This window comes from Massilia sp. METH4 (assembly GCF_037094685.1).
Classification (GTDB): Bacteria; Pseudomonadota; Gammaproteobacteria; order Burkholderiales; family Burkholderiaceae_D; genus Rugamonas.
The window spans coordinates 2,011,658-2,032,301 of sequence record NZ_CP146614.1 but is presented as its reverse complement, the minus strand read 5'-3'; the positions used below and the strand labels follow the sequence as shown (position 1 = coordinate 2,032,301).

Genomic DNA, 20,644 nt, shown 5'->3' with positions numbered 1-20,644 from the left:
ACTGGTGCACTAAGAGCGCCTAACAAAACCCGCAGGGCAAGACGCGGCGTCGAAGACAGTACACCTGTACGGCGAGACGCTGCAACGCAGCCATGGGGGGTTTGTTAGGCGCTCTAAGGCTCGCGCCCCGGCAGCTTGCGCGCCGCCGGCGCGATCAGCGTGATATCCCCTTCCGGCACCGCCACGCACGGCAACACGTCGTGCGCCTGCCGCTCGTCGAACGACAGGCCGGGCCACTCGACCAGGTAGCGTACCGGGCCGCCGTCGCTGCCGCACAGGCAGGTGCGGCAGGTGCCGTTGCGGCAGGAACTCGGCAGGCGGATCCCGGCGCGCTCGGCGGCCTTCATCAGGGTTTCGCCTTCCTGTGCGTCGAACTCGAACTCCTTCGGCAGGATGCGCACGCGGTAAACGGTCATCAGGCCGCCTGGCGCTTGCGCCGCACCATGCCCCAGACTTCGGCGACGGCGGCACGGTTGAGCAGGCAGCTTGCGGCCAGGTAGGCGATGCCGCCCGCGGCGATCTGGATCGCCAGCGCGATGCGGCGATCCGCCATGGGCTCCAGCATGCCATGGATCCCCGTCACGACCGCGCACATCGCCGCTCCGGACAGCATCGCGGGCAGCATGCGCAATGCCACCTCGCCCATCGTCACGCCGATCGCCCCCAGCATCCGGTGCATGTTGATCAGCAGGACGACCGGATACACCAGCGCCCATGCCATCGCCACGCCGAAGATGCCCCAGTGCGTGCCCACGTAGAACGCCAGCGGCATCAGCGTGCAGGTGACGATACCATTCTGCAGGGCGACGCCGGGGCGGCCGACGGCGTCGGTCACGGCGGGCAGGAACTGGACCACCGTGCGGAAAGGCATGATCAACGCCAGCACGCGCAACGGCAGGATCGCCTCTTCCCAATGCTTGCCGAGGAACACCAGCACGATGTCGCTGGCCGTTGCCGCCATGCCCCACAGGACGGGAAAAGCCACCAGCGACACCAGCTCGAACGCCTTGAGCAGCTGGCGGGCGATCGCCGCGGGGTCGTTCTGGTAGCGCGCCAGCGCCGGGAACGCGACCTGGTTCAGGATGCCCGAGACACGCTGCACCGGCAGGCTGGCCAGGTGCAATGCCACCGAATACACGCCCAGGATCTCGCCGCCGAGCGTGCGGCCGATGATCACCGTGTCCGCCTGCGTGAAGACGAACCACAGGAAGCGCGAGGCGGAGATCTTGCCGCCGAACGTGAGCAGCGAGCGCATGCCATGCCACGAGAACAGCGGCAGGTGCGGGAACGGCGCCACGATGTAGACGGCCACCGTGCGGTACACCGCGGCAACCAGGATACCCAGCGCCAGCGCCCACACACCCATGCCCCACCATGCCAGCGCCAGCGTGACGAAGGCGGTCAGCACGGACTGCGACAGGTCCAGCAGCGAGCGGGCGCGGAAGTTCAACCCCCGTTGCAGCAGCACTTCGGAGACCAGGCCGAAGGGCGCCAGCACGAACTGCAGAGACATCAGGCGGATCAGTTCGGCCAGGTGCGGTTCGTCGAAGAAGTGCTCGGCCAGGGGTGCGCAGGTGAACAGCAGCAGGGCCACCGCGAAATTGACCACCATGAACATGCCGTAGGCCTGCCGCAGCTTTTGCGTCGTCACTTCCTTGGCCTGCACCAGCGCGGGCGCCAACCCCATCTCGACGAACATCGCACACCAGGCCAGGAACACCGACGCCATCGCCATCAGGCCGTAATCGGCCGGCACCAGCATCCGCATCACGATGATGGTGATGACCCAGCTGATGATCTGGCTGGCGAACTTCGCGCCGGCCACCCATTTGAGTCCGTGCAGGACGTCCTTCTTCAATGACATGCGGCGAATTTCCTCGTTGCTTCCGTGTACTTACCTGTTACTGCATCGTTACGCCAGCTGCGCGCTCGTCGTCAGGTTGCGCGCCATGCGCAGGACGAAGCGCAGGCGGCTGCGGTCCCACGGCGTGAAACGGGGCAGCTGGAATGGGTCCGGCCGCCGCCGGCTCGCCCCCCACGACGTCGAAACGGCTCCTTCGAAGCGCAGGTCGCGGGCCATCGCGACATGGCGCGCTTCGTAGTCCTCGCCCGGCTTGCCGTTCGGGTAGGCGAACAGGTGCACGGGGGCGCCGATCATGTCTTCCAGCGCCAGCTTGCCTTGCGCGATTTCCTCGCGCGCCTCGGCATCCGGCAGGCGCGCCAGGATCGGATGATTGACGGTATGGGCACCGATGCCCATGCCCGCGGCATGCAGCTTCCTCACCTGCGCGGTCGTCATCATCAGGTCGTCCGGCAGGGCGACGCCGGCCAGCGCCACCAGCCGGTCGACCTGGCGCTGGCGTTCGGCCATCGGCAGGTATTTCAGCTGGCCGATCAGGGCCGGTATGGCCTGCCGGCGCTCGGCCAGCGTTTGCAAGGCATGCCTGCCCAGGCCGAGCGGCGTGGCGTCCAGTACGCCGCCGGGTGCGCGCCGCACCAGTTCATACACGCTGTCGTTCCACATCCTGCCCCCGTTCAGGAAACCCGTGGCCACGAAGAACGTTGCGTGCAGGCCGTGCCGCCGCAGGATCGGCAGCGCCACCTCGGCATTGTCGGCATAGCCATCGTCGAACGTGATGGCGGCCGCGCGCGGGGGCAATGTGCCTTCCTTGGAGCGGCGTACCGCTTCCAGCAGGGGCAACACATTGAAATGCGACTTCAGCATGCCGACCTGGGCGGAGAATTCGGCGGCGTCGACCTCGCTGGGAAACAGCGGATCCTTTTCGGGCAGCACGCGGTGATAGATGAGGATCGACAGTCCGTGCCGCCCGCCTGGCGACAACAGCGACAGCAGGCTTTTCTCCAGCAGGGGTGCGGCATCGGCCGCGTGGTCAGGCTGTTTCATGGCGAAGCTCTTCTTCGGGGGTCTTTTCGTCGGGCGGATCGGGTTCGGGCGCCAGCGGATTGACGGCAGGTTTCGGCACCAGCACCTTGCGTTCGCGTTCCACGATCAACTGGGTCGCGACCATCGCCACCATCAGGTAATAGGGCACGTCGAAATACAACAGGCTGAGGAAGGCGCCGCCGACCGCGAACCCCAGCAGGCTGACCTGGAGCATCCGCGCCAGGTTGCCGGCCCAGGCCAGTTCCGCGTAGGGCGCCGAGGCCCGGATGATGCGGGTACCCGTCAACCAGGTGAGGATACCAAGCGCCAGGTAGATCGCCAGGCCGCCCCAGCCGTGCTCGCCCAGCGCCTGGAAATAGATGCTGTGGGCGGCATGCACGTCCTCGGGGATCGGCGCATACAGCTGGAACACGTAGGAGTCATAGATCTCGAAGCCGCCGCCCAGCAAACGGTCGTTGGCCAGGTTATACGCCATCCACCAGGCGTTGATGCGGCCCATCGCGGACATGTCATCCTCGTATTCGTCGATCGTGTCGATGCGGGCGTGCCACTGCTCGGGCATGAAGACCAGGGCCACCGGCACGCACAGGATCAGGAGGGCGCCGAGCATCGCCTTGTTGCGGCTCTTCAGCCACAGGAAGGCGAGCATGGCCACCATGGCGATCGCGGCGCCGCGCGAGTACGAGGCAATCGAAGCGAGCGCGCACAGCACCATCGACGCGATCATGGCCCGCTTGGCCCATTTGTTCGCGAGCAGCGTATACAGGTACAACATCAGCGGGATCGTCATCACGAGCGCCAGCGCGATTTCGTTGTTGCCGTCGATGAAGGTGCCGATCGGCCCCCACACGCGGTACTGGCCGCCGCTGCGCAGCGTGAAGATGCCGCCCTTGACGCCGTAGAAGCCGATGGAGATCACCACGGTCCAGACCAGCCACTCGACGTGCTTGCGCTTGCGCACCAGCATCATGACGACGATGGTCATGCCCATGATCTTCAGTACCTTGATCAATTGCGGCATGATGTAGTCGATGTGGATCGCGAACGACGCCGTCAGGCACATGTAGGCGATGAACACGAGGAACGTAACGGTGACCGGCGTGAGCGGGTAGCGGTATTTGCGGTACGCGTTCGTGGCCATCGCGGCCACCGTCGTCACCGCGATGATGGCGGCGAACGGCGCTTCGCGCGCGAAGCCCCACCCTTGCGTATGCGGGTTCATCACGCTGATCCAGATCCACATCACCATGCCGAGCGAAGGACGCTTGAAGATATACGGCAGCGAGCCGAACACCAGCAACGTGATGACGACGTCCCTCATGCGGCGACGCTCCCGGTGGCGACCTTGCTGACCACGTAACGGAACTTGCCGGATTTTTCCGGGGCGATCTCGGTCACCTGCTCGACCTCGATCGCCACGGCGGCACCGAGGCGTGCCTTGAACCCCTGTTCGACCCGCTGCCGCAGGCTTGCCAGCGCCTCGGCGTCGAGCGGAACAGCCGGCACGATTTGCACCCGCGTCAGGTCGAGGCTCTCCTGGGTAATCTTGAATGCCTGTACCTGCGGCAGGTCGCGCAGGATGTAGACCAGTGCCAGGCCATGCATCACCGTGCCGTCCTGCGCCACCAGGAAGTCCGTGCTGCGGCCCTGGATCTCCTGCAGCAGCGGCAAGCCGCGCCCGCAGCTGCACTGCTGCGTGCCCAGCACGCCGATGTCGCCGGTGCGGTAGCGGATGAACGGGAAGTCGCCGGTGGCCAGGTGGGTAACGACGATCTCGCCGGCCTGACCCCGTGGCACCGGCTTGCCATCCGCGTCGAGGATTTCGACGACGATGTCCTCGGCGGTGATGTGCATGCCGCCCGCCGGACACTGGTGCGCGATGAAGCCGGCGTCCCGGCCGCCATAGCCGTTGGCGACCGGGCAGCCGAACGTGTCGGAGATCTGGGCGCGCTGTTCGTCGTACAGACGTTCGGAAGTGACGAAGGCCACGCGGATACCCAGGTCATCCATCCGCTGGCCCCGGTCGCGCGCGTGGCGGGCGATATGCGAGAGCGCGGATGGATAACCGAACAGCATGCGCGGCCTGTGGGCGCGGATGCGCGCCACGAAGCCGTCGAGCTTGGCCGCCGACATTTCGAAGGCCGGCAACAAGTGCGTGCGCAGCAGCCGGTCCCGGAACGCGCGCACGCGGTCCTGCGCGCCCAGCTCGATCGGTGAGCCCCACACGACGATCTCCGGGTCGCCGATATCGACATTCCACCACCGCGTGGCGCGCCACTTCGCTGCAACGTCGTGGCTGACGCGCTCCTTGCCGATATAGAAAATCAGCGGCTCGCCACTGGAGCCGCCGGTGTTGAAACGGGCCAGGCCCACGGCATCTTCCGCCTTCAGCCGGTCGACATTGGCGCGGATGATCGCCTTGTCCATCAATGGCAGCCGGGCCAGGTCGTCCAGGCCCTGCACATCGCGCAGCGGATCGAAACCCAGTTGCGCGAACAGGTCGCGGAAATACGGTACCGAAGCGCCGGCACGCACCAGCAGCCGGCGCAGCCGCTGCAGTTGCAGATCGCGCAGGCGCTCTTCCGGCCAGTACTGCGATTCTTCCAACTGTTTGCGCACAGCCACGCTGCGGTGCTGCTTGACGCGTTCGTGCAGCGGGAAGATCAGGTTCGTGACGAGCGCGGTATAGGGCGCCGGTCGATAGCGGGCATTCGGCTGGATACTCATGGCTGGATACTCATGACTGAAGACTCATGACTGACTGAGCGCGCTGGTGCCGGCCCGCGCCGCCAGCACATGTTGATAGACCGCGAGCAGGCGCGGACGCACGCTCGCCCAAGTGTATTGCTGCACCTGCCGCAGGCCCGCTTCCCGCAGCGATGCCGCCAGCGCGGGATCGTCCGCCAGGCGCAGCACGGCCGCTGCCATTGCTTCCGGTGCCTGAGGTGGCACGAGCAGGGCCGTGCGGCCATCTTCCACCAGGTAAGGCACGCCGCCGACGTTCGTGCTGACGACGGGCACGCCGCAGGCCAGCGCCTCGAGCACGGAATTGGGCGTGTTGTCGACCAGGCTGGGATTGAGCATCACGGTCGCCTTACGATACAGCCCCGCCATCGCCGCATTGTCGACGCGGCCGGTGAACGTGACCGCGTTCGCGATCCCCAGGCTTGCCGCCAGCCGCTCCAGCTCGGACCGCAGCGGCCCGGAACCGGCAATGACCAGCGTGGCGCCGGGATGCCGTTCACGCACGAGCACCAGCGCGCGCAAGGCGGCGGCATTGTCGTAGATCGGCTCCAGGTTGCGCGCGACCAGCAGGCGTGGCCCCTCGCCCGGCAGCGGGTCCCGCACCGACGAGAACCGCTCGAGATTGACGATGTTGGGGACCACCTGCGTGGTAAAGCCGTATTTGCCGAAGACGGATTCGAGGAAACCGGAGGGCACGATGACGGCATCGGCGCGCTGCATGCTGGGCGCCACCCAGCGGCGCGCTCGGGCGAAGAAGCCTTCGGCCTCCCCGCCCCGGTAATTCACGACGACCGGCGTGCCGCGCAGCCTGGCGATCCAGATGGCCGGTGCCGCGAACAGATGCCAGGACCAGCCGGAGTTCGCCATGACGTGGAAAACCTGCACGCGGCCCGCGGTGCGCCATAGCCCGGCAAGATAAGGCAGCAGCCGGACAATCGCGCGCACGCCCTTGATGCGGCCCGCCCATGCCGGCTGGTACGGCGCATTGACCTGCACGGTCTCGACCTCGATGCCCTCCCCGCGCAACAGGCCGGCCAGTTGCAGGGTCTGGTTCGCCATGCCGCCGGACGGCGGCGGCAAGGGCCCGACGAGACCGATCGACAGTGTGGTCATGCGCGCTCTCCCGCGACGAGATTGCCGTACACACGGCGGTAGCGCGCCACGCTGGCCGCCCAGTTGCGCTCGTTCTCCACGAAGCGCCGCCCCTGTTCCTTCAGCCGCGGCCACTGCTCGGGCGCCGCCAGCAGCGCCAGCACACGCCGTGCCAACGCCGCCGCGTCGCCCGCCGGGAACAGGACGCCCGTGCGGCCGTCCTCGATCAGCTCGCGGTGCCCGCCGACATCCGAGGCGGCCAGCAAACGGCCCTGCGCCATCGCTTCGAGGGGCTTGAGCGGAGTGACGAGATCGGTCAGCCGCATCTTCAGGCGCGGGTAGCACAGCACATCGACGAGGTTGTAGTAGCGCTGCACCTCCTTGTGCGGCACGCGCCCAGTGAAGATCACCTGCGCCTCGATGCCGAGCGTCCGGGCTTGCTCGCGCAGCGCCGCCTCCTGCGGACCACCGCCGACCAGCAGCACGCGCAGCGCGCTCTGCCGCGCCAGCATTGCCGGCACGGCATCGAGCAGCACGTTCAAGCCCTCGTAGGCGTAGAAGGACCCGATGAAGCCGAGGACCGTCTTGCCCTCCAGGCCCAGTTCCCGTGCCAGCGCCACGTCGCGTTCGCCGCCAACGGAAAAGTCGGCGATATCGACGGCATTCGGAATGACCTCGATCTTTTGCGCCGGGATGCCGCGGCCGACGATCTCGGTGCGCAATCCCTCGCAAATCGTGGTGGCCGCATCGACGCGCTTCAGGGCCCACGTTTCCATGGCACGCGTGAGGCGGTAACGCACGCCCCACTCCTTGCTGGTGCCGTGATCCACCGCCGCATCTTCCCAGAAGGCGCGGATTTCGTATACGACCGGGATACCCAGCTTGCGCCCCACGCGCAGCGCGGCCACCGCGTTGAGCGCGGGCGAGTGGGCATGCAGGATGTCGGGTTGTACTTCCTGCGCGACCTGGAGCAGGCGTGCCGCCAGGCGGTCGATGACGGCCAGCTGGTTCAGCACCGGCATCCTGGCCAGCATGCCTTGCGCCGGCTCCGTGCGGAAGAAGCCCAGTCCGTCGACGGTTTCGTGCGTGTCGCCGCTGGCGCCGCTGTTGCCGCTGTTACTGTTTGCCGCCGCGTGTTTCGGGCTGGTGATGTGATGGGTATCCCAGCCCAGCGCGCGCTGCTGCTGCAGGATCGAGCGGGTGCGGAACGTGTAGCCGCTGTGCAGCGGAATCGAATGATCCAGCACATGCAGGATCCTGAGGGGCCGTGCGGCGATGCCGGACATGTCGGAGGTACCCATCTTACGCCTGCATTTCTTTTTTCAGGAAGGCTTCGAACATCAGCAGCGTCCAGATCGGCGCGCTGTAGTCGCGGCGGCCGGACTGGTGGTGCTCCACCATCTCGGCCAGGAAAGCCTGGTTGAACATGCCGGTGGCCGCCAGGTTCGGCCCCAGCAGCGAGGTGCGCACGCGCTCGCGCAAAGGGCCACGGAACCACGCGGCCAGCGGTACCGCGAAGCCCTGCTTGCGACGGTACAGGATGTCGTGCGGCAGGTATTTCTCCATGCTCTTCTTGAAGATGTACTTGCCTTCGCTGCCCTTCAGCTTCAAGTCGGGCGACAGGCCGGAAATCCATTCCACGAGCTGGTGGTCCAGCAGCGGCACGCGCACTTCCAGCGCATGGGCCATGCTCGCGCGGTCGACCTTGGTCAGGATGTCGCCCGGCAGGTAGGTCTTCATGTCCAGGTACTGGATCATCGACAGCGGATCGTCGGTCGGCGCGTTCTGCGCATGGCCGCGCATCACGTCGATCGCCCGATAGCCCTGCAGGCCGGCGCGGAACGCATCCGAGAAGAGCTGGGCGCGCATGGCGTCGGTCATGATCGACACGCCATGGAAGTAGCCTTCCACCAGGTCGCGCGACAGCGATTCGAACGTGCTCTTGGCACGGAACACGCGCGGCGCCCAGTCGGCCTTCGGATAGTAGCGGCCCAGCGTGCCGAACAGCGGGCGCCGCAGCGCGGACGGAATCCGGCCGCGCACGCGTTCTTCCGCCATCGTGTAGCGGTAACGGCGGTAGCCCGCCAGGTTTTCATCGCCGCCGTCGCCGGACAGGGCCACCGTCACCCGCTGGCGCGCCAGCTGGCAGACGCGGTAGGTAGGGATGGCGGAACTGTCGGCATACGGCTCGTCGTACAGGTCGGACAAGGTGTCGAGCAGCCCGAAGTCGTCGGTGTCGACCGTCTGCACGTGGTGGTCGGTGCGGTACTGCCGGGCCACCTGGGCGGCATACGCGGATTCGTCGTAGGCCTTGTCGCGGAACGCGATCGAGCACGTGTTGACGGCGCCGTCGTTCAGGCCCGCCATCATCGCCACCACGGCGCTGGAATCGACGCCGCCGGACAGGAACGCGCCCAGCGGCACCTCGGCCACCAGCTGGCTCTTCACGGAATCGCGCAGCCGCTCGACAAGTTCGCCTTGCGCATCGCTTTCCGTCATCGCGTGGTGCAGCTTGAACGGCACGTCCCACCAGCGGCGCGGCACGGCCAGCGGCGCGCCGACCTTTTGCAGCAGCCGGTAGCCCGGCGCCAGCTTGAAGGAACCCTTGTAGATCGTCTTCGGTTCGGGCACGTAGCCGTAAGCGAAATAGTCCTCGACGGCACGGGGATCGATCTCGCGCGGCAGGCCCGGCAGCGAGCGCAGCGCCTTCAATTCGGAACTGAAGGCGAACAGTCCGTCCGGCAGCATCGTGTAGAACATGGGCTTGACGCCCATGTGGTCGCGCGCCAGGAACATCACCTGCTGGTTCCGGTCCCACAGGCCGAACGCGAACATGCCGCGGAAACGTTCGACGCAGGCTTCGCCCCACTCTTCCCACGCATGCACGATCACCTCGGTGTCGCTCTTCGTGCGGAACTCGTGGCCCAATGTCTTCAGCTCGGCCGTCAGTTCGCGGTAGTTGTAGATCTCGCCGTTGAAGCACACCATCACGCTGCCATCCTCGTTGCCGAGCGGCTGCTGGCCGAGTGCCAGGTCGATGACGGACAGCCGGCGATGGCCGAACCCCACGCCGGGTTCGCGATAGATGTCGCCCTCGTCGGGGCCGCGGTGGAACTGGGTGTCGTTCATGCGTCGCAGCAGCGCTTCGTCGATGTCGCGCCGGCCCCGCGTATCCAGCATTCCCACTATTCCGCACATGATGTCACCGCCCCTCTCGTCTTGATCTTTCGTTCGCACAGGCTGTCGTACATGCCCTGGTAGGCCGCGACCATCGCCGGCATGCTGTACTTGCGCAGTACGCGTTCGCGGCCGGCGGCACCGTGGCGCGCCGCCAGTTCGGGCGACGCGGCATAGCGAGCCAGCGCGGCCGCCATCGCCACCGGCTCGGATGGCGGCACCAGCGTTCCCGTAACGCCGTCGTCGACCACTTCGGGGATGCCGCCGACGCGCGTGCCGACCACCGGCAAGCCGCTTGCCATCGCCTCCAGCGCGGAACCGGGCGTGCCTTCCGCGATCGACGACATGGCAAATACGTGCAGGCTGCGCAGGATCTGGGCGATGTCGGTCCGTGCCCCCGGCAGCCACACTGCGTCCAGCAGGCCGAGCGCGGCCACCTTTTCCCTCATCGCTTCCAGCAGTGGGCCGTCGCCGACGATCGCGAGCCGGAGCGGCATTTGCGGCAGCTGCCGGCGCAGCAGCGCGAAGGCATCGATCAATGTCGCGTGATCCTTCACCGCCTGCACCCGGCCGACGGTGCCGACGATCACATCGCCGGCAGCGAACGGACACCCCTCGGGTAGCGCCGGTTCGCCCGCCGCCCCCGGGTGGAAACGGTCGGCATCGATGCCGTTGGCCAGCATGCGGCTCTTGTGCGCGGGGACGCCGACCACATCGCGGTTCCACGTTTCCATGGCCGCCGAATTCGCATAGCAGCAGTCATAGAACGGCACCATCAGCCGGCGCAGCGCGTTGTGCTTGCGATTGGTGCCGTGCGGGTCGTCGGCGTCGCGGCCATGCGCGCCGTTGACGCGGACCGGAACCCCGGCCAGCAAGGCGGCCGGGCCGTACTCGACGGCGGACAGGTTATAGGAATGCAGCACGGCGGGCCGCAACTGCCGCAGCAGGCGCCACAATGCCGCGTGCGTGCCCAGGGAGAGACCCGGCTGCTTGTGCAGCGCATGGATCGTCACGCCGGCGCGGGTGATCTTGGTGGCGAATTCGGGGTTGTAGCCCGTCAGGCACACGATCGCATGCCGGTAGGCACTGGCGGGCATGCGGTTGATCCGTTCCACCATCAGCGTTTCCAGCCCGCCAAAATCGAGCCGGTAGATCAGGTGGACGATGAGCGGAGCGTCGTTCATGGTGGTCACGGTCGCGCGTTGGCCGCCAGCACGGCGTCGATCGAGGCGAGATGGGTTTCCAGGAACGCGCGCAGCATGGGCCGTGCGGTCGCGGGGTCCTCATCGTATGGCGAGAATAGCATCAGGGCTGCGCCATCGTCACTGCCAGTCAGAAATTTTTGTTTTGTTTGCAACAATTTCCCCACATAGTTGCTGGCCGTCCGCCTGCCGCCGACGTCATACCATTGCCACACCACGAACCTGGCGCCCGGCCCCGCCAGCGTGGTTTCGCGCAGGACGAGCGGCCGGCCCGCGACGTTTTCCGAGCGAATGGCAACGCCCGTCTCGTGCCAGCCGCTGCGCAGTGCCGTCAGCCGGTTCATGGAACTGATCAGTTTGCCGCCGTTGCCGTCGCGGTAGTACTTCAGGATGAAGCCGAGCTTGTGCCCATCGACTTCGTAGAACCGGCGCAGCGTCGCGCTGGCGGGAGCGAAGTCCGGCTCCCATTCCGTGAACGGTGCCACGGCCGGTGTGCTTGCGGCGAACGTCGCCAGCTCGACCGGCGGCGGCGTGGCATTGCCGCGTTCGATGTACCAGCCATAAGCGGGCCAGACGCCGATGCAGCCGGCCACGCCCAGCACGGCCAATGCCACTTGCGCTGGCGAAGCGGAGCGCGGCCGCAAGTGGCTCTGGGCGTGCGCCACCGCCTGCGGCGCCGGGCCATCCTCGCGCCAGAAGCTGCCGATCCAGAACAGCAGCAGCATCACGAGACCGAAGAACACCCAGCCGTAGATCAGGTGGTCGACGCCGACGGCGAGCGTCATGTTGCTGCTGTGGCCGATCATCACGATCATGTAGGCGCGCAAGCCGTTCGCGAATATCGGCAGTGCCAGTGCGACGATGACGAACAGCACGCGGCGCCAGGTCGTCCGGTACGTGAGATAGGCGTACAGGCAGCCCAATGTGACCGAGGAGATGAGGTAGCGCAGGCCGCTGCACGCCTCGACGACGGACCAGTCGCCGCTGGGGATGCTGAAGCTGTTCCCTTCGCGCAGCACGGGAATGCCGGTCAGGCGCAGCGCGTCGACCGTGAAGTTGGCCGTGATGCCGATCAGCGGCTCGATCAGCCCTTCGCCTACCGGCACGCCGAACAGCAGGAACGCAAGGGGGAATACCAGTGCGCGGGCGATCGCTGTGCCGTACGCGGCCAGCACCGCCAACGGAATCATGATCGCGAATGCATACTGCCGCACCACCAGTACGTCGCCCAGCGTGGCCAGCATCCAGGCCGCGCCGCAGAACAGCAGCGCCGCCAGCGCCGGCCAGCAGGGGCGCACCGGCAGCAGGGCCAGTTCGGCGCGGCGGCGCCACACCAGCCACAGCGCGATCGGCACGATCACGAAGCCGTGCGCGAACGTCTCGGAGCGTTCCCAGATCGCCACGATCGATGCGGCGGTATCGAAATAAGCCAGCAGCGGGACCAGCACCGCGCCGGCGGCGACCCACCATTGCACCTTCGGTGGCGCACCGTTCGCGGAGCGCGCCGCGGCCGGGCGCGCTTCTTCGGAGATCGTGACGGTATTCATGCCCGGTTCCATGACGGTGAAGGAATGCCCGCCGGGATGGCCGGCGCGCCGCCTGGCTGGCGCGGCGCTTCCAGCAGCGCATCGAGCGCTGCCAGCCGGGCATCCCAGCCGTACGAAGCCTCGACACGGAGCCGGGCGGCGCGGCCGATGGCGGCACGGGACGGCTCATCGGCCAGCGCGGCAAGGATCGTCGCCGCCATGTCGGTGTCGCGCTCGGCCAGCAGCACCTCGCTGCCCGCGGCGGCGTCGATGCCTTCCAGCGCCTGCGGGCTGACGACCACGGTTTTGGCCATCGCCATCGCTTCCAGGACCTTGTTCTGGATGCCCCGCGCCACGCGCAGCGGGGCGACCGACAGCGCGGCATGCGCGACATACGGCCTCACGTCCGGCACGGTGCCGGTCACCGTCACGCCGGGCAGTTGCGCCAGTTGCTGTACTTCGGGCGCCGGGCGCGCGCCGACGATCACGAACGATGCCTGCGGCACCCGGGCGCGGACCGCCGGGAACACGTCGCGCGCGAACCACTGGACCGCGTCCACGTTCGGCCAGTAGTCCATCGCGCCGCAGAATACGAGTGCCGGTTTGCCGGGGGCGAAAGGATTCGCGTAGTCGCCGTCCGGCGAGAAAAAGGCAGTGTCGACACCGTTGCCGAACCAGCCGATGCGTTCGGCGCTTTCCGGCGCCAGGGCGCGGAACAGTTCCGCTTCCGGTGCCGAGACGAACAATGCGGCGTCGCTGTCGGCGGCCACCTTGCGCTCATAGCGCAACAGGCGGCTTGCCTCGTAACCGTACAGCAGGCTCGCCGGCCACGGCTTCTTCTCCGCATACGCGCGCCATTTCTCGGAATCCACATCGCACAGGTCGACGATGCGCCGCGCTCCCGGCCAGCCTTGCGCGTACTGCGCCATCGGCGAGGAAAACACGACCACGCGCTCGATGGCCGCGCCGCCCATCGTGCGGCGCACCCAGCCGCGCATGGAACGGTCGCTGTAGTAATCGAGGGAGAGCGCTCGGTTCGCCAGCACGGCGCGCAGGCTGCGCAGCCGGGCGCGGCGGGGATTGAGCGGGGCGAAATGGCTCGATGCGCACAGCTGGCGCACGTGCGGCACGTATTGCCAGTCATCGGCATCGTCGACGAATGTTGCCAGGTGCACGCGGTAGCGTGCCGCCAGGTGCCGCAGCAAATGCCATGAACGGATCTTGTCCCCCTTGTTCGGCGGATAGGGGATGCGATGCACCAGCAGCAGCAGGTCTTCCACGATGTCACCCCAGGTCTTTGACGATGTGCGGACCCAGCGCGTTCGCCAGCGAAAGCGGTAGTTTCTGCCACAACTTGATGAACAGTTGGTACTTCGGGTTCAGCGGGTTCACATCCGGCAGGTCGGTCGATGCGACGAGCCGGTATTCGTACGGCAAGGGCTGGGCGGTGAAGCCCCAGTTCTTCTTGAAGTCGAAGGCGCCGGTACCGCGCTTGCTGCGGCCGAAATCGAAGAGCCGGCAGCCCTTCGCCGCGGAAGCCTGCATGAGGTTCCAGTACATGAAGTCGTTGCCGGCCACGTCGCGCGCGATCGGCATGCCGCCGCCGTAGTACGGCAGCACCTCGTCGCGGAAGAAGAAGCTCAGCACGCCGGCAACGAGCCGCTTCTCCGCTCCCTCGCCCTGGACGATGACGCGCACTTCGCAATCGTCGCCGAATTCCTCCTTCAGCAGACGGAAGTATTTCTTGGAGAATACCGGTGTGCCCAGGCGGTGCACGCTGTTCGCGTAGGCAACGAAGAACCGGTCGACGTGCTGGTCGACCTCGCCCGCCAGGCCCAGCTTGATCCCCTTGCGGACCATGGCGCGCTGCTTGCGCGGGATCGCGTTCATATTGGCTTCGTCGTCGCCGCTGATCTCCTTGCGGAACGTGACGTACAGGTCCTTGCCCAGCCATGCCGGATCGCCCGGATGGGCCGGCGCATAGTTGCGGTATTCGAGGTGCCCCACGTTCAGCGAGGCGGCCAGTTGCAGGGCCTCGGCATCGAGGGCGGCACGGGCCGCATCGCAGAGCGCCGCCACGCCGCCGTACACGCAGAACGGCAAGGCGACCAGCGAGTGGCCGAACAGCCGGCTCCTGATCTGCGCCAGCGGCAGCACGCCTTCGATCGCACCATCGCGTTCGGCCAGGAAGAACCAGGTGCGGTGGCCGAACGCCTCTTCGATCACGCGTCGCCAGCCCGAGCGGTGGAAGAACGTGGCGTCGGGACACGCCGCGACAAAGGCATCCCAGCGGGCGCGGTCGGCGCTCCCGGTATCGAGCAGGCGGACCGACAGGGGCCCCGGTTGCGCAACGGGTTCGGCCACGGCTTCAGGGGCGGTGTCCGGCTGGGCCTGCGCCCGCCGCATGGCCTGTTCGATGATGGCACTCATGCGCGCTCCAGGAAGATGCGGTCCATGCGATCCCACTTGAAGTCGCGGGTCAATGCGCGAATCCGGCTTTCCATCCGGGCCAGGTTCACATAGTGGCGGAAGCGGGTCTTGGCGCCCACGCCGCCGATGCGCGGCTGGCCCGGATCGATTTCCCACGGATGGAAATAGAAGATCGCCGGCTGTCCATCCTCGCGATTGACACGCCGCATCAGGCGGCGCGACAACGCATAGGGCAGCAGCCGGAAGTACCCGCCGCCGCCGGCCGGCAGGTTGCGCTCCATCATGCGCACCGTGGTGATCGGCACCTCGAGCAGGCCGTCGGTGCCATTCGGGTAGAACGCGAAGCGGGGAGCGTCCGGCATGCCGTAGTGGTCGTGCGCGATCGGGTAGATCGACGAGCTGTAGCGGTAGCCGGCATCGTGCAGGACATCGAGCGCCCACAGGTTGGCCGGGCCGATCGAGAAGCTGGGCGCGCGGTAACCCAGCACGGCGTTGCCGCCGATGTCTTCCAGGATCGCCTTGCTGCGGGAGACGTCCTCCAAAAACTGCTCGCGCGTCTGGTCCGATGCGCGCAGGTGCCCGTAGCCATGGCTGGCCAGTTCGTGGCCGCCGGCGACGATGCGCCTGACCATCGCCGGATAGCGTTCGGCGACCCAGCCCAATGTAAAGAACGTGCCGTGCGCTCCGCCTTCTTCGAGGATCGCAAGAATGCGCTCGATGTTCGCCTCGACGCGGCATTCGCGCGTGGGCCAGCTGTCGCGCGCGATGTGGTCCGCGAAGGCGGACACCTGGAAGTAATCCTCCACGTCGATCGTCATCGCATTGCGCAGCGCGGCCGCACCGGCGGCAGGGGAATGCAGTTGGCGTACAGGCGCGTTCATGCCGGCTCCTAGCGGTCCTGCAACCAGCGCACGACGATGTCGGCGATGCGCTCGGCGGCGCGGCCATCCCAGAAATGCGGCACGCGGCCGGCCTTGCCGCCGCCGGCCAGTATGCTGTCGAATGCGGCAAGGATCGCGTCCGGCGCATTGCCGGCGATGGTATTGGTGCCTTCGTCGACGGTGATCGGCCGCTCCGTGTTGTGGCGCAAGGTGATGCATGGGGTGCCGAGCGCGGTCGTCTCTTCCTGGATGCCGCCGGAGTCGGTCAGCACGACTTTCGCATCCTTCATCAGGCCCAGCATTTCCAGGTAACCCATCGGCGGCAGCAGCAGGAGCGTCGGCCGGTCGAGCAGGTGCGCCAGGCCGAAGCGCTCGATCGTGGCGCGCGTGCGCGGGTGGACAGGGAAGATGACCGGCACGCGTTCGCTGATGGCGCCGGCAGTTTCGAGCAGCCCTTTCAGGATGGCGGCGTCATCGACATTCGACGGCCGGTGCAGCGTCAGCACCGCGTAGCCGTTGTCGGCAAAGCCGGTACGGCCGGCATCGGCCGCGATGCGGGCGGCGGGCACCGCGCGGGGCAGGTTCAGCCGCAGCGTATCGATCATTACGTTGCCGACGAAGTGGATACGCTCGTCGGCGATGCCTTCCTTCAGCAGGTTGGCGCGGCCGCTTTCCTCGGTGGTGAACAGCAGGTCGGACAGTTGATCGGTCAATACGCGGTTGATTTCCTCCGGCATGGCGCGATCGTGGCTGCGCAGGCCCGCTTCCACGTGGATCACCGGCACGCCCTTCTTCGCGGCCACCAGCGCGCAGGCGATCGTGGAATTGACGTCGCCCACCACCAGGACCGCCGACGGTGCCACGTCGTCCAGCGCCGGTTCGAAGCGGCGCATCACTTCGGCCGTCTGCTGCGCGTGGCTGCCGCTGCCCACTTCCAGGTTGATATCGGGATCGGGAATGCCCAATGCCTGGAAATACTGGTGGTTCATGGCCACGTCGTAGTGCTGGCCCGTATGCACGAGCTTTGCCTCCACCGCCGGCAGCGCGCCGAAAGCGGCCATGATCGGTGCCATCTTCATGAAGTTCGGGCGGGCGCCGACGACGCACAGGATACGGTGGGTTTTGTCGTTATCACTCATGATCATTCATCCATGGCCTGGTTGACGCCGGCCGGCGTGCTCACGATGCGTTTCAGGATCGACAGGACGGAGCCCATCGACCGTTCCAGCCGCAACATGCGCTCGTCCATCACCGCCGGGTACTGGTTCGCGAACACGGCGCTTTCCGGGTCGGCAGCAGCGGCTTGCGGTGCTCCCGCCGCATTGGCGGGAGCCTCGAATTCCTGCTCGATATCGCGGACCACGATGTCGACCTCCGCGTCCGTGAACGCATGCATCTCTTCCAGGAAACCCATCAGCAGCAGGCGATCGCACAGGTGGTTGGTCTTGCGCGGTATGCCTCCCGTGAATTCGTAGATGGCGGCATGGGCCGCCGGGGTGAACGACGGATCGCCTTTCCAGCCCACGGTGAGCAACCGGTGTTCGATGTAAGCCTGGGTTTCCAGCTCGTCCATCGGACCCAGGTGGTAGGTGGCGATGACGCGCTGGCGCAGCTGCTGCATGGCAGGGTTATGCAAGGTAGCGCGAAACTCGGGTTGGCCCAGCAGGAACGTCTGCAGCAGTGGCTTGTCATCGGACTGAAAATTCGACAGCATGCGCAATTCTTCCACCACGCGGGGGGTGAGGTTCTGCGCTTCGTCAACCACCAGCAGTGCCCGCTTGCCTTGCTGGTCGCAGCTGCGCAGGAACGCTTCCAGGCGCGCCAGCAACGTCGTCTTGCTTGCACTGTCCTCGAACGGCAGGCCGAACGCGGCCACCACGCCGCGCACGATGTCATCGGCGCTCACATGCGTATTGACGATGTGCGCGGCAACGATGCGGTCCGATTCGATCTGCCGGAACAGGTTGCGCACCAGCGTCGTCTTGCCGGCCCCGACTTCACCGGTAATGACGATGAAACCCTCGCCCTGCGCCAGGCCATACTCGAGGTAGGCCATCGCCCGCTTGTGCCCCTTGCTGCCGAAGAAGAAATGGGGGTCCGGGCGCAGGCGGAAGGGCTTGTCGCTGAGCCCGTAATAACTTTCGTACATGATGAAAACGTCTCGCTCGGTCAGAAATTCATCGAAAGGGAAGTCGACACGGCATTCTCGGCATAGGAGCCGTTCTGCAGTCCCAGGCTGCCGGAATTGCGCCGTACTTCCAGGGTGCCGGCCAGGCGCTGCTGGAAGCTGCGCGTCACGTACAGGCGGAATTGCCGGCTGTTGTCGCTCAGGTTGCCGCTGAGCGATTTGCTCCGGCTGGCATTGGCGGAAAGGGCCGCGCTGGTGCGCGCGCTCAGGCGGTAACTGACATTGACCGACATACCGGTCTGGTCTGTATCGTCGTTCAGGTTCTGCTGCCCCGGCCCCAGCAATGCGCTGTCGTACCGCACCAGCGACAACGCTTCGCGGCGCGTCTTGTACAGGTTGGCGACCGCCGTCGTGCGCGAGGAACGCCATGCCATCGACGCATTGAGCTGCCTCTGCAGCGAGTAGCGGTTGCTGAAGTAGTTGATGGCGTTGGGGATCGAACGCGGCAGGTTCAGTGCACGGATGTACGCCTGCACGAACAACGCGCGCTGCACGGGATCGGGAATGGTCGCCTGGTACATCTGGTTCAGCATGCTCGCCGTGTCCACGGCCGACGGCAGCAGGAAGTTGCTCCGGCTCGTGCTGACATCGTCGCTGTAATTGATGCTCCACACCGTGTTGCGGCTGCGATGCGTGGCGGCGAGGAAGTAGCTGTTGCCGTAGTAGCGCCGGCCGGCGGACATGCGCAAGCTCGTGCGGGCGCTGGGCTCGTACGAGAAACCCAGCGACCAGGAGGCGCCCTTGGTTTCCTCCCCCATCCCTTCATAGTCGAACTTGTCGTAGCCGCCGGTGCCGGTCAGGCTGAACTGGCGATTGAGCGCATAGCGCAGCGATGCCAGCGCGGAACTGTTGATCGATTTGGGGGCCAGGCCGTCCTCGACGTTTTCGCGGTTCAGCTGCAATCCCCAGCCGAGCGTCCTGAACGTGGGGCCGCTGTTGATGGCCAGGTCGATCGTATCGGCCTGGCTGCGGGCCAGGCCGGCAAAGTCGCTGTCCACCAGGTCGTGCGAATAGCGCAACTGGGTCGTCGCGAAGTTGCCGAACTGGTGCTGGATATAGGGCGAGATGCGGTAGCTTCGTACTTCGCTGCGGTTGCTCCCGGAATAGGGACTGTCGCTGACCGGGCCGAACGCGGAAACCGCCGCCTGGCTGATCGAGGCCGACGCATCGAAGTAGAGAAAATCGCGCAGCGGGTTGCCCCTGGCGCTGGCGTTGAGCGAACTGTTCAGGCGCTGGTTGTTGGCCCGCTCGTCCGAATAGGCGAACGCGTTCAGCTGGTAGGACGCCGACACCTGCAGCCGCGGGCTTTCGTTCGTGACGGCGATGCCCGGCGACACGGAGGTGATGAACTGGCTGCGCTTGTCATTGTCACTGCGAAGATCCGGGTTGTCCGACCATGTCTCGCGCACTTCCACGCTGGGCTTGACCTGCCAGGCCGCGCGCACCGCCGAGGGCAACAGGGCGAGCAGCAGCACCGAGCCAAGCGCGGCACAGCGGGTACGACGTTCAGCCATAGTGATAGTCGTACTTGCTGGACGTGTTCAGCTCGCGCGACTTGTTGTAGACGAGATTGACGTTGCTGCAGCCTTCGAGCTGGTGCAGCGCTTCCTTGACCGCGTGCTGGGTGGTCTTTTCCGACTCCACGACAACGACGATCTGTCCCATGTGGCTGGCCAGCACGTGCGCTTCGCTCGTCAGCAGCAACGGCGGCGAATCGAAGATCACGATCCGGTCCGGATAGCGCTCGGCGATCTCCCGCACCAGGGAGGTCATCGCCTGGCTGGCCAGGAGCTCGGTGGCGCGCGGGTTCGACGTGCCGGCGGGCAGGATCGACAGCGTGTTGACGTTGGTGCGCAACATCACGTCGGACATATCGAGGTGCTCGTCGAGCAGGATGTCCATCAGGCCGCGCTGCGCCGGCAGGCCAAGCGTGCGCAAGACCGAAGGGCGGGCCACGTCGGCATCGACGAGCAGCACGGTGTGGTCGAGCTCCATCGCGATGCTCATCGCCAGGTTGATCGACGTGAAGGTCTTGCCCTCGCCCGGCAGCGAACTGGTAATCATGATCAGGTTGCCGGGGTTCGCGTTCGGCTTGCGCGGCGCGAAGGCGCGCTTGATCAGCGGCCGCTTGATGATCCGGAAATCCTCGACGAGATTGGTGCGCCCGCCGGCCGCGGTCACGAGGCCGCTCTCGTTCATGCGCGCGAGGTCGAGCTCGATCACGCGCCCCGGGCGGCGGGCCGGTTCCGGCCGTGCCGGCGCCGGCGTGGACAGGTCGCCGGCGGGACCATCGCCTGGTGCCTGTTCCGCCTGGCGCAATCCCGGTGCCCCGGCCTGGGGCCGCTCGGCCACCGCGGTATCCTGGCTGCCGCCGGCCGGCTCATGCGCGCTCGGCTCCACCGCCTGCGTACGGACCTGGGCCAGCGGGGCTGGCGGCGCGACGGACTTGCCGATGCGGTTGGCGGCTTTCTCGATAATGCTCACTTGATAACCTGTGC

Annotated in this window: 17 protein-coding genes; all 17 read right to left on the bottom strand. The window is 66.6% G+C overall.

Going from position 1 to position 20,644, the window contains the following annotated elements:
- Positions 1-113 precede the first annotated feature (113 nt).
- The 17 genes from V6Z91_RS09095 to V6Z91_RS09015 are packed head-to-tail and all read right to left on the bottom strand — an operon-like array spanning position 114 to position 20,630.
- The gene (locus V6Z91_RS09095) at positions 114-416 is read right to left on the bottom strand and encodes a 2Fe-2S iron-sulfur cluster binding domain-containing protein (RefSeq protein WP_338769434.1); all 303 of its coding nucleotides are present in this window, start codon (positions 414-416) and stop codon (positions 114-116) included.
- On the bottom strand, positions 416-1,864 hold the full coding sequence (locus V6Z91_RS09090; protein ID WP_338769431.1) for a lipopolysaccharide biosynthesis protein: 1,449 nt from the start codon (positions 1,862-1,864) through the stop codon (positions 416-418). The genes V6Z91_RS09095 and V6Z91_RS09090 overlap by 1 nt, the downstream gene beginning before the upstream one ends.
- Positions 1,865-1,912: 48 nt before the next feature.
- Entirely contained in the window at positions 1,913-2,905 is a 993-nt protein-coding gene (locus V6Z91_RS09085; protein WP_338769428.1) for a polysaccharide deacetylase family protein, read from the bottom strand.
- Positions 2,892-4,226, bottom strand: coding sequence for a putative O-glycosylation ligase, exosortase A system-associated (locus V6Z91_RS09080; protein WP_338769425.1), 1,335 nt, complete (start codon positions 4,224-4,226; stop codon positions 2,892-2,894). The genes V6Z91_RS09085 and V6Z91_RS09080 overlap by 14 nt, the downstream gene beginning before the upstream one ends.
- Positions 4,223-5,632: an AMP-binding protein gene (locus V6Z91_RS09075; protein WP_338769423.1), complete on the bottom strand. Its 1,410-nt coding sequence runs from the start codon at positions 5,630-5,632 to the stop codon at positions 4,223-4,225. The genes V6Z91_RS09080 and V6Z91_RS09075 overlap by 4 nt, the downstream gene beginning before the upstream one ends.
- A 24-nt stretch (positions 5,633-5,656) precedes the next feature.
- Positions 5,657-6,763: a glycosyltransferase family 4 protein gene (locus tag V6Z91_RS09070; protein ID WP_338769421.1), complete on the bottom strand. Its 1,107-nt coding sequence runs from the start codon at positions 6,761-6,763 to the stop codon at positions 5,657-5,659.
- Positions 6,760-8,043 (bottom strand): TIGR04063 family PEP-CTERM/XrtA system glycosyltransferase, encoded by a 1,284-nt coding sequence (locus V6Z91_RS09065; protein ID WP_338769419.1) that lies wholly within the window; start codon positions 8,041-8,043, stop codon positions 6,760-6,762. Before V6Z91_RS09065 ends, V6Z91_RS09070 begins: the two co-directional genes overlap by 4 nt.
- Before the next feature lies 1 nt (position 8,044).
- Positions 8,045-9,940 carry an XrtA/PEP-CTERM system amidotransferase gene (locus V6Z91_RS09060; protein WP_338769416.1) on the bottom strand — a complete coding sequence of 632 codons (1,896 nt, stop codon included), beginning with the start codon at positions 9,938-9,940 and terminating at the stop codon, positions 8,045-8,047.
- Positions 9,928-11,103, bottom strand: a complete 1,176-nt coding sequence (locus V6Z91_RS09055) for a TIGR03088 family PEP-CTERM/XrtA system glycosyltransferase (protein ID WP_338769413.1) — start codon at positions 11,101-11,103, stop codon at positions 9,928-9,930. The genes V6Z91_RS09060 and V6Z91_RS09055 overlap by 13 nt, the downstream gene beginning before the upstream one ends.
- Positions 11,104-11,108: 5 nt before the next feature.
- On the bottom strand, positions 11,109-12,668 hold the full coding sequence (gene xrtA / locus V6Z91_RS09050; RefSeq protein WP_338769410.1) for an exosortase A: 1,560 nt from the start codon (positions 12,666-12,668) through the stop codon (positions 11,109-11,111).
- The gene (locus tag V6Z91_RS09045) at positions 12,665-13,927 is read right to left on the bottom strand and encodes a TIGR03087 family PEP-CTERM/XrtA system glycosyltransferase (RefSeq protein ID WP_338769407.1); all 1,263 of its coding nucleotides are present in this window, start codon (positions 13,925-13,927) and stop codon (positions 12,665-12,667) included. Before V6Z91_RS09045 ends, xrtA begins: the two co-directional genes overlap by 4 nt.
- A gap of 4 nt (positions 13,928-13,931) precedes the next feature.
- A complete protein-coding gene (locus tag V6Z91_RS09040; RefSeq protein ID WP_338769404.1) occupies positions 13,932-15,077 on the bottom strand; it encodes a FemAB family XrtA/PEP-CTERM system-associated protein in 1,146 nt (381 codons plus the stop codon).
- Complete coding sequence (locus V6Z91_RS09035; RefSeq protein WP_338769401.1) at positions 15,074-15,958, bottom strand: XrtA system polysaccharide deacetylase; 885 nt, start codon at positions 15,956-15,958, stop codon at positions 15,074-15,076. The genes V6Z91_RS09040 and V6Z91_RS09035 overlap by 4 nt, the downstream gene beginning before the upstream one ends.
- An 8-nt stretch (positions 15,959-15,966) precedes the next feature.
- Complete coding sequence (gene wecB / locus V6Z91_RS09030; RefSeq protein WP_338769398.1) at positions 15,967-17,097, bottom strand: UDP-N-acetylglucosamine 2-epimerase (non-hydrolyzing); 1,131 nt, start codon at positions 17,095-17,097, stop codon at positions 15,967-15,969.
- 2 nt (positions 17,098-17,099) lie between these two features.
- Positions 17,100-18,107: an XrtA/PEP-CTERM system-associated ATPase gene (locus tag V6Z91_RS09025; RefSeq protein WP_338769395.1), complete on the bottom strand. Its 1,008-nt coding sequence runs from the start codon at positions 18,105-18,107 to the stop codon at positions 17,100-17,102.
- Positions 18,108-18,127: 20 nt separating this feature from the next.
- Positions 18,128-19,660, bottom strand: a complete 1,533-nt coding sequence (locus V6Z91_RS09020; protein ID WP_338769392.1) for a TIGR03016 family PEP-CTERM system-associated outer membrane protein — start codon at positions 19,658-19,660, stop codon at positions 18,128-18,130.
- Positions 19,653-20,630 carry an XrtA-associated tyrosine autokinase gene (locus tag V6Z91_RS09015; protein ID WP_338769390.1) on the bottom strand — a complete coding sequence of 326 codons (978 nt, stop codon included), beginning with the start codon at positions 20,628-20,630 and terminating at the stop codon, positions 19,653-19,655. Before V6Z91_RS09015 ends, V6Z91_RS09020 begins: the two co-directional genes overlap by 8 nt.
- Positions 20,631-20,644: the final 14 nt, after the last annotated feature.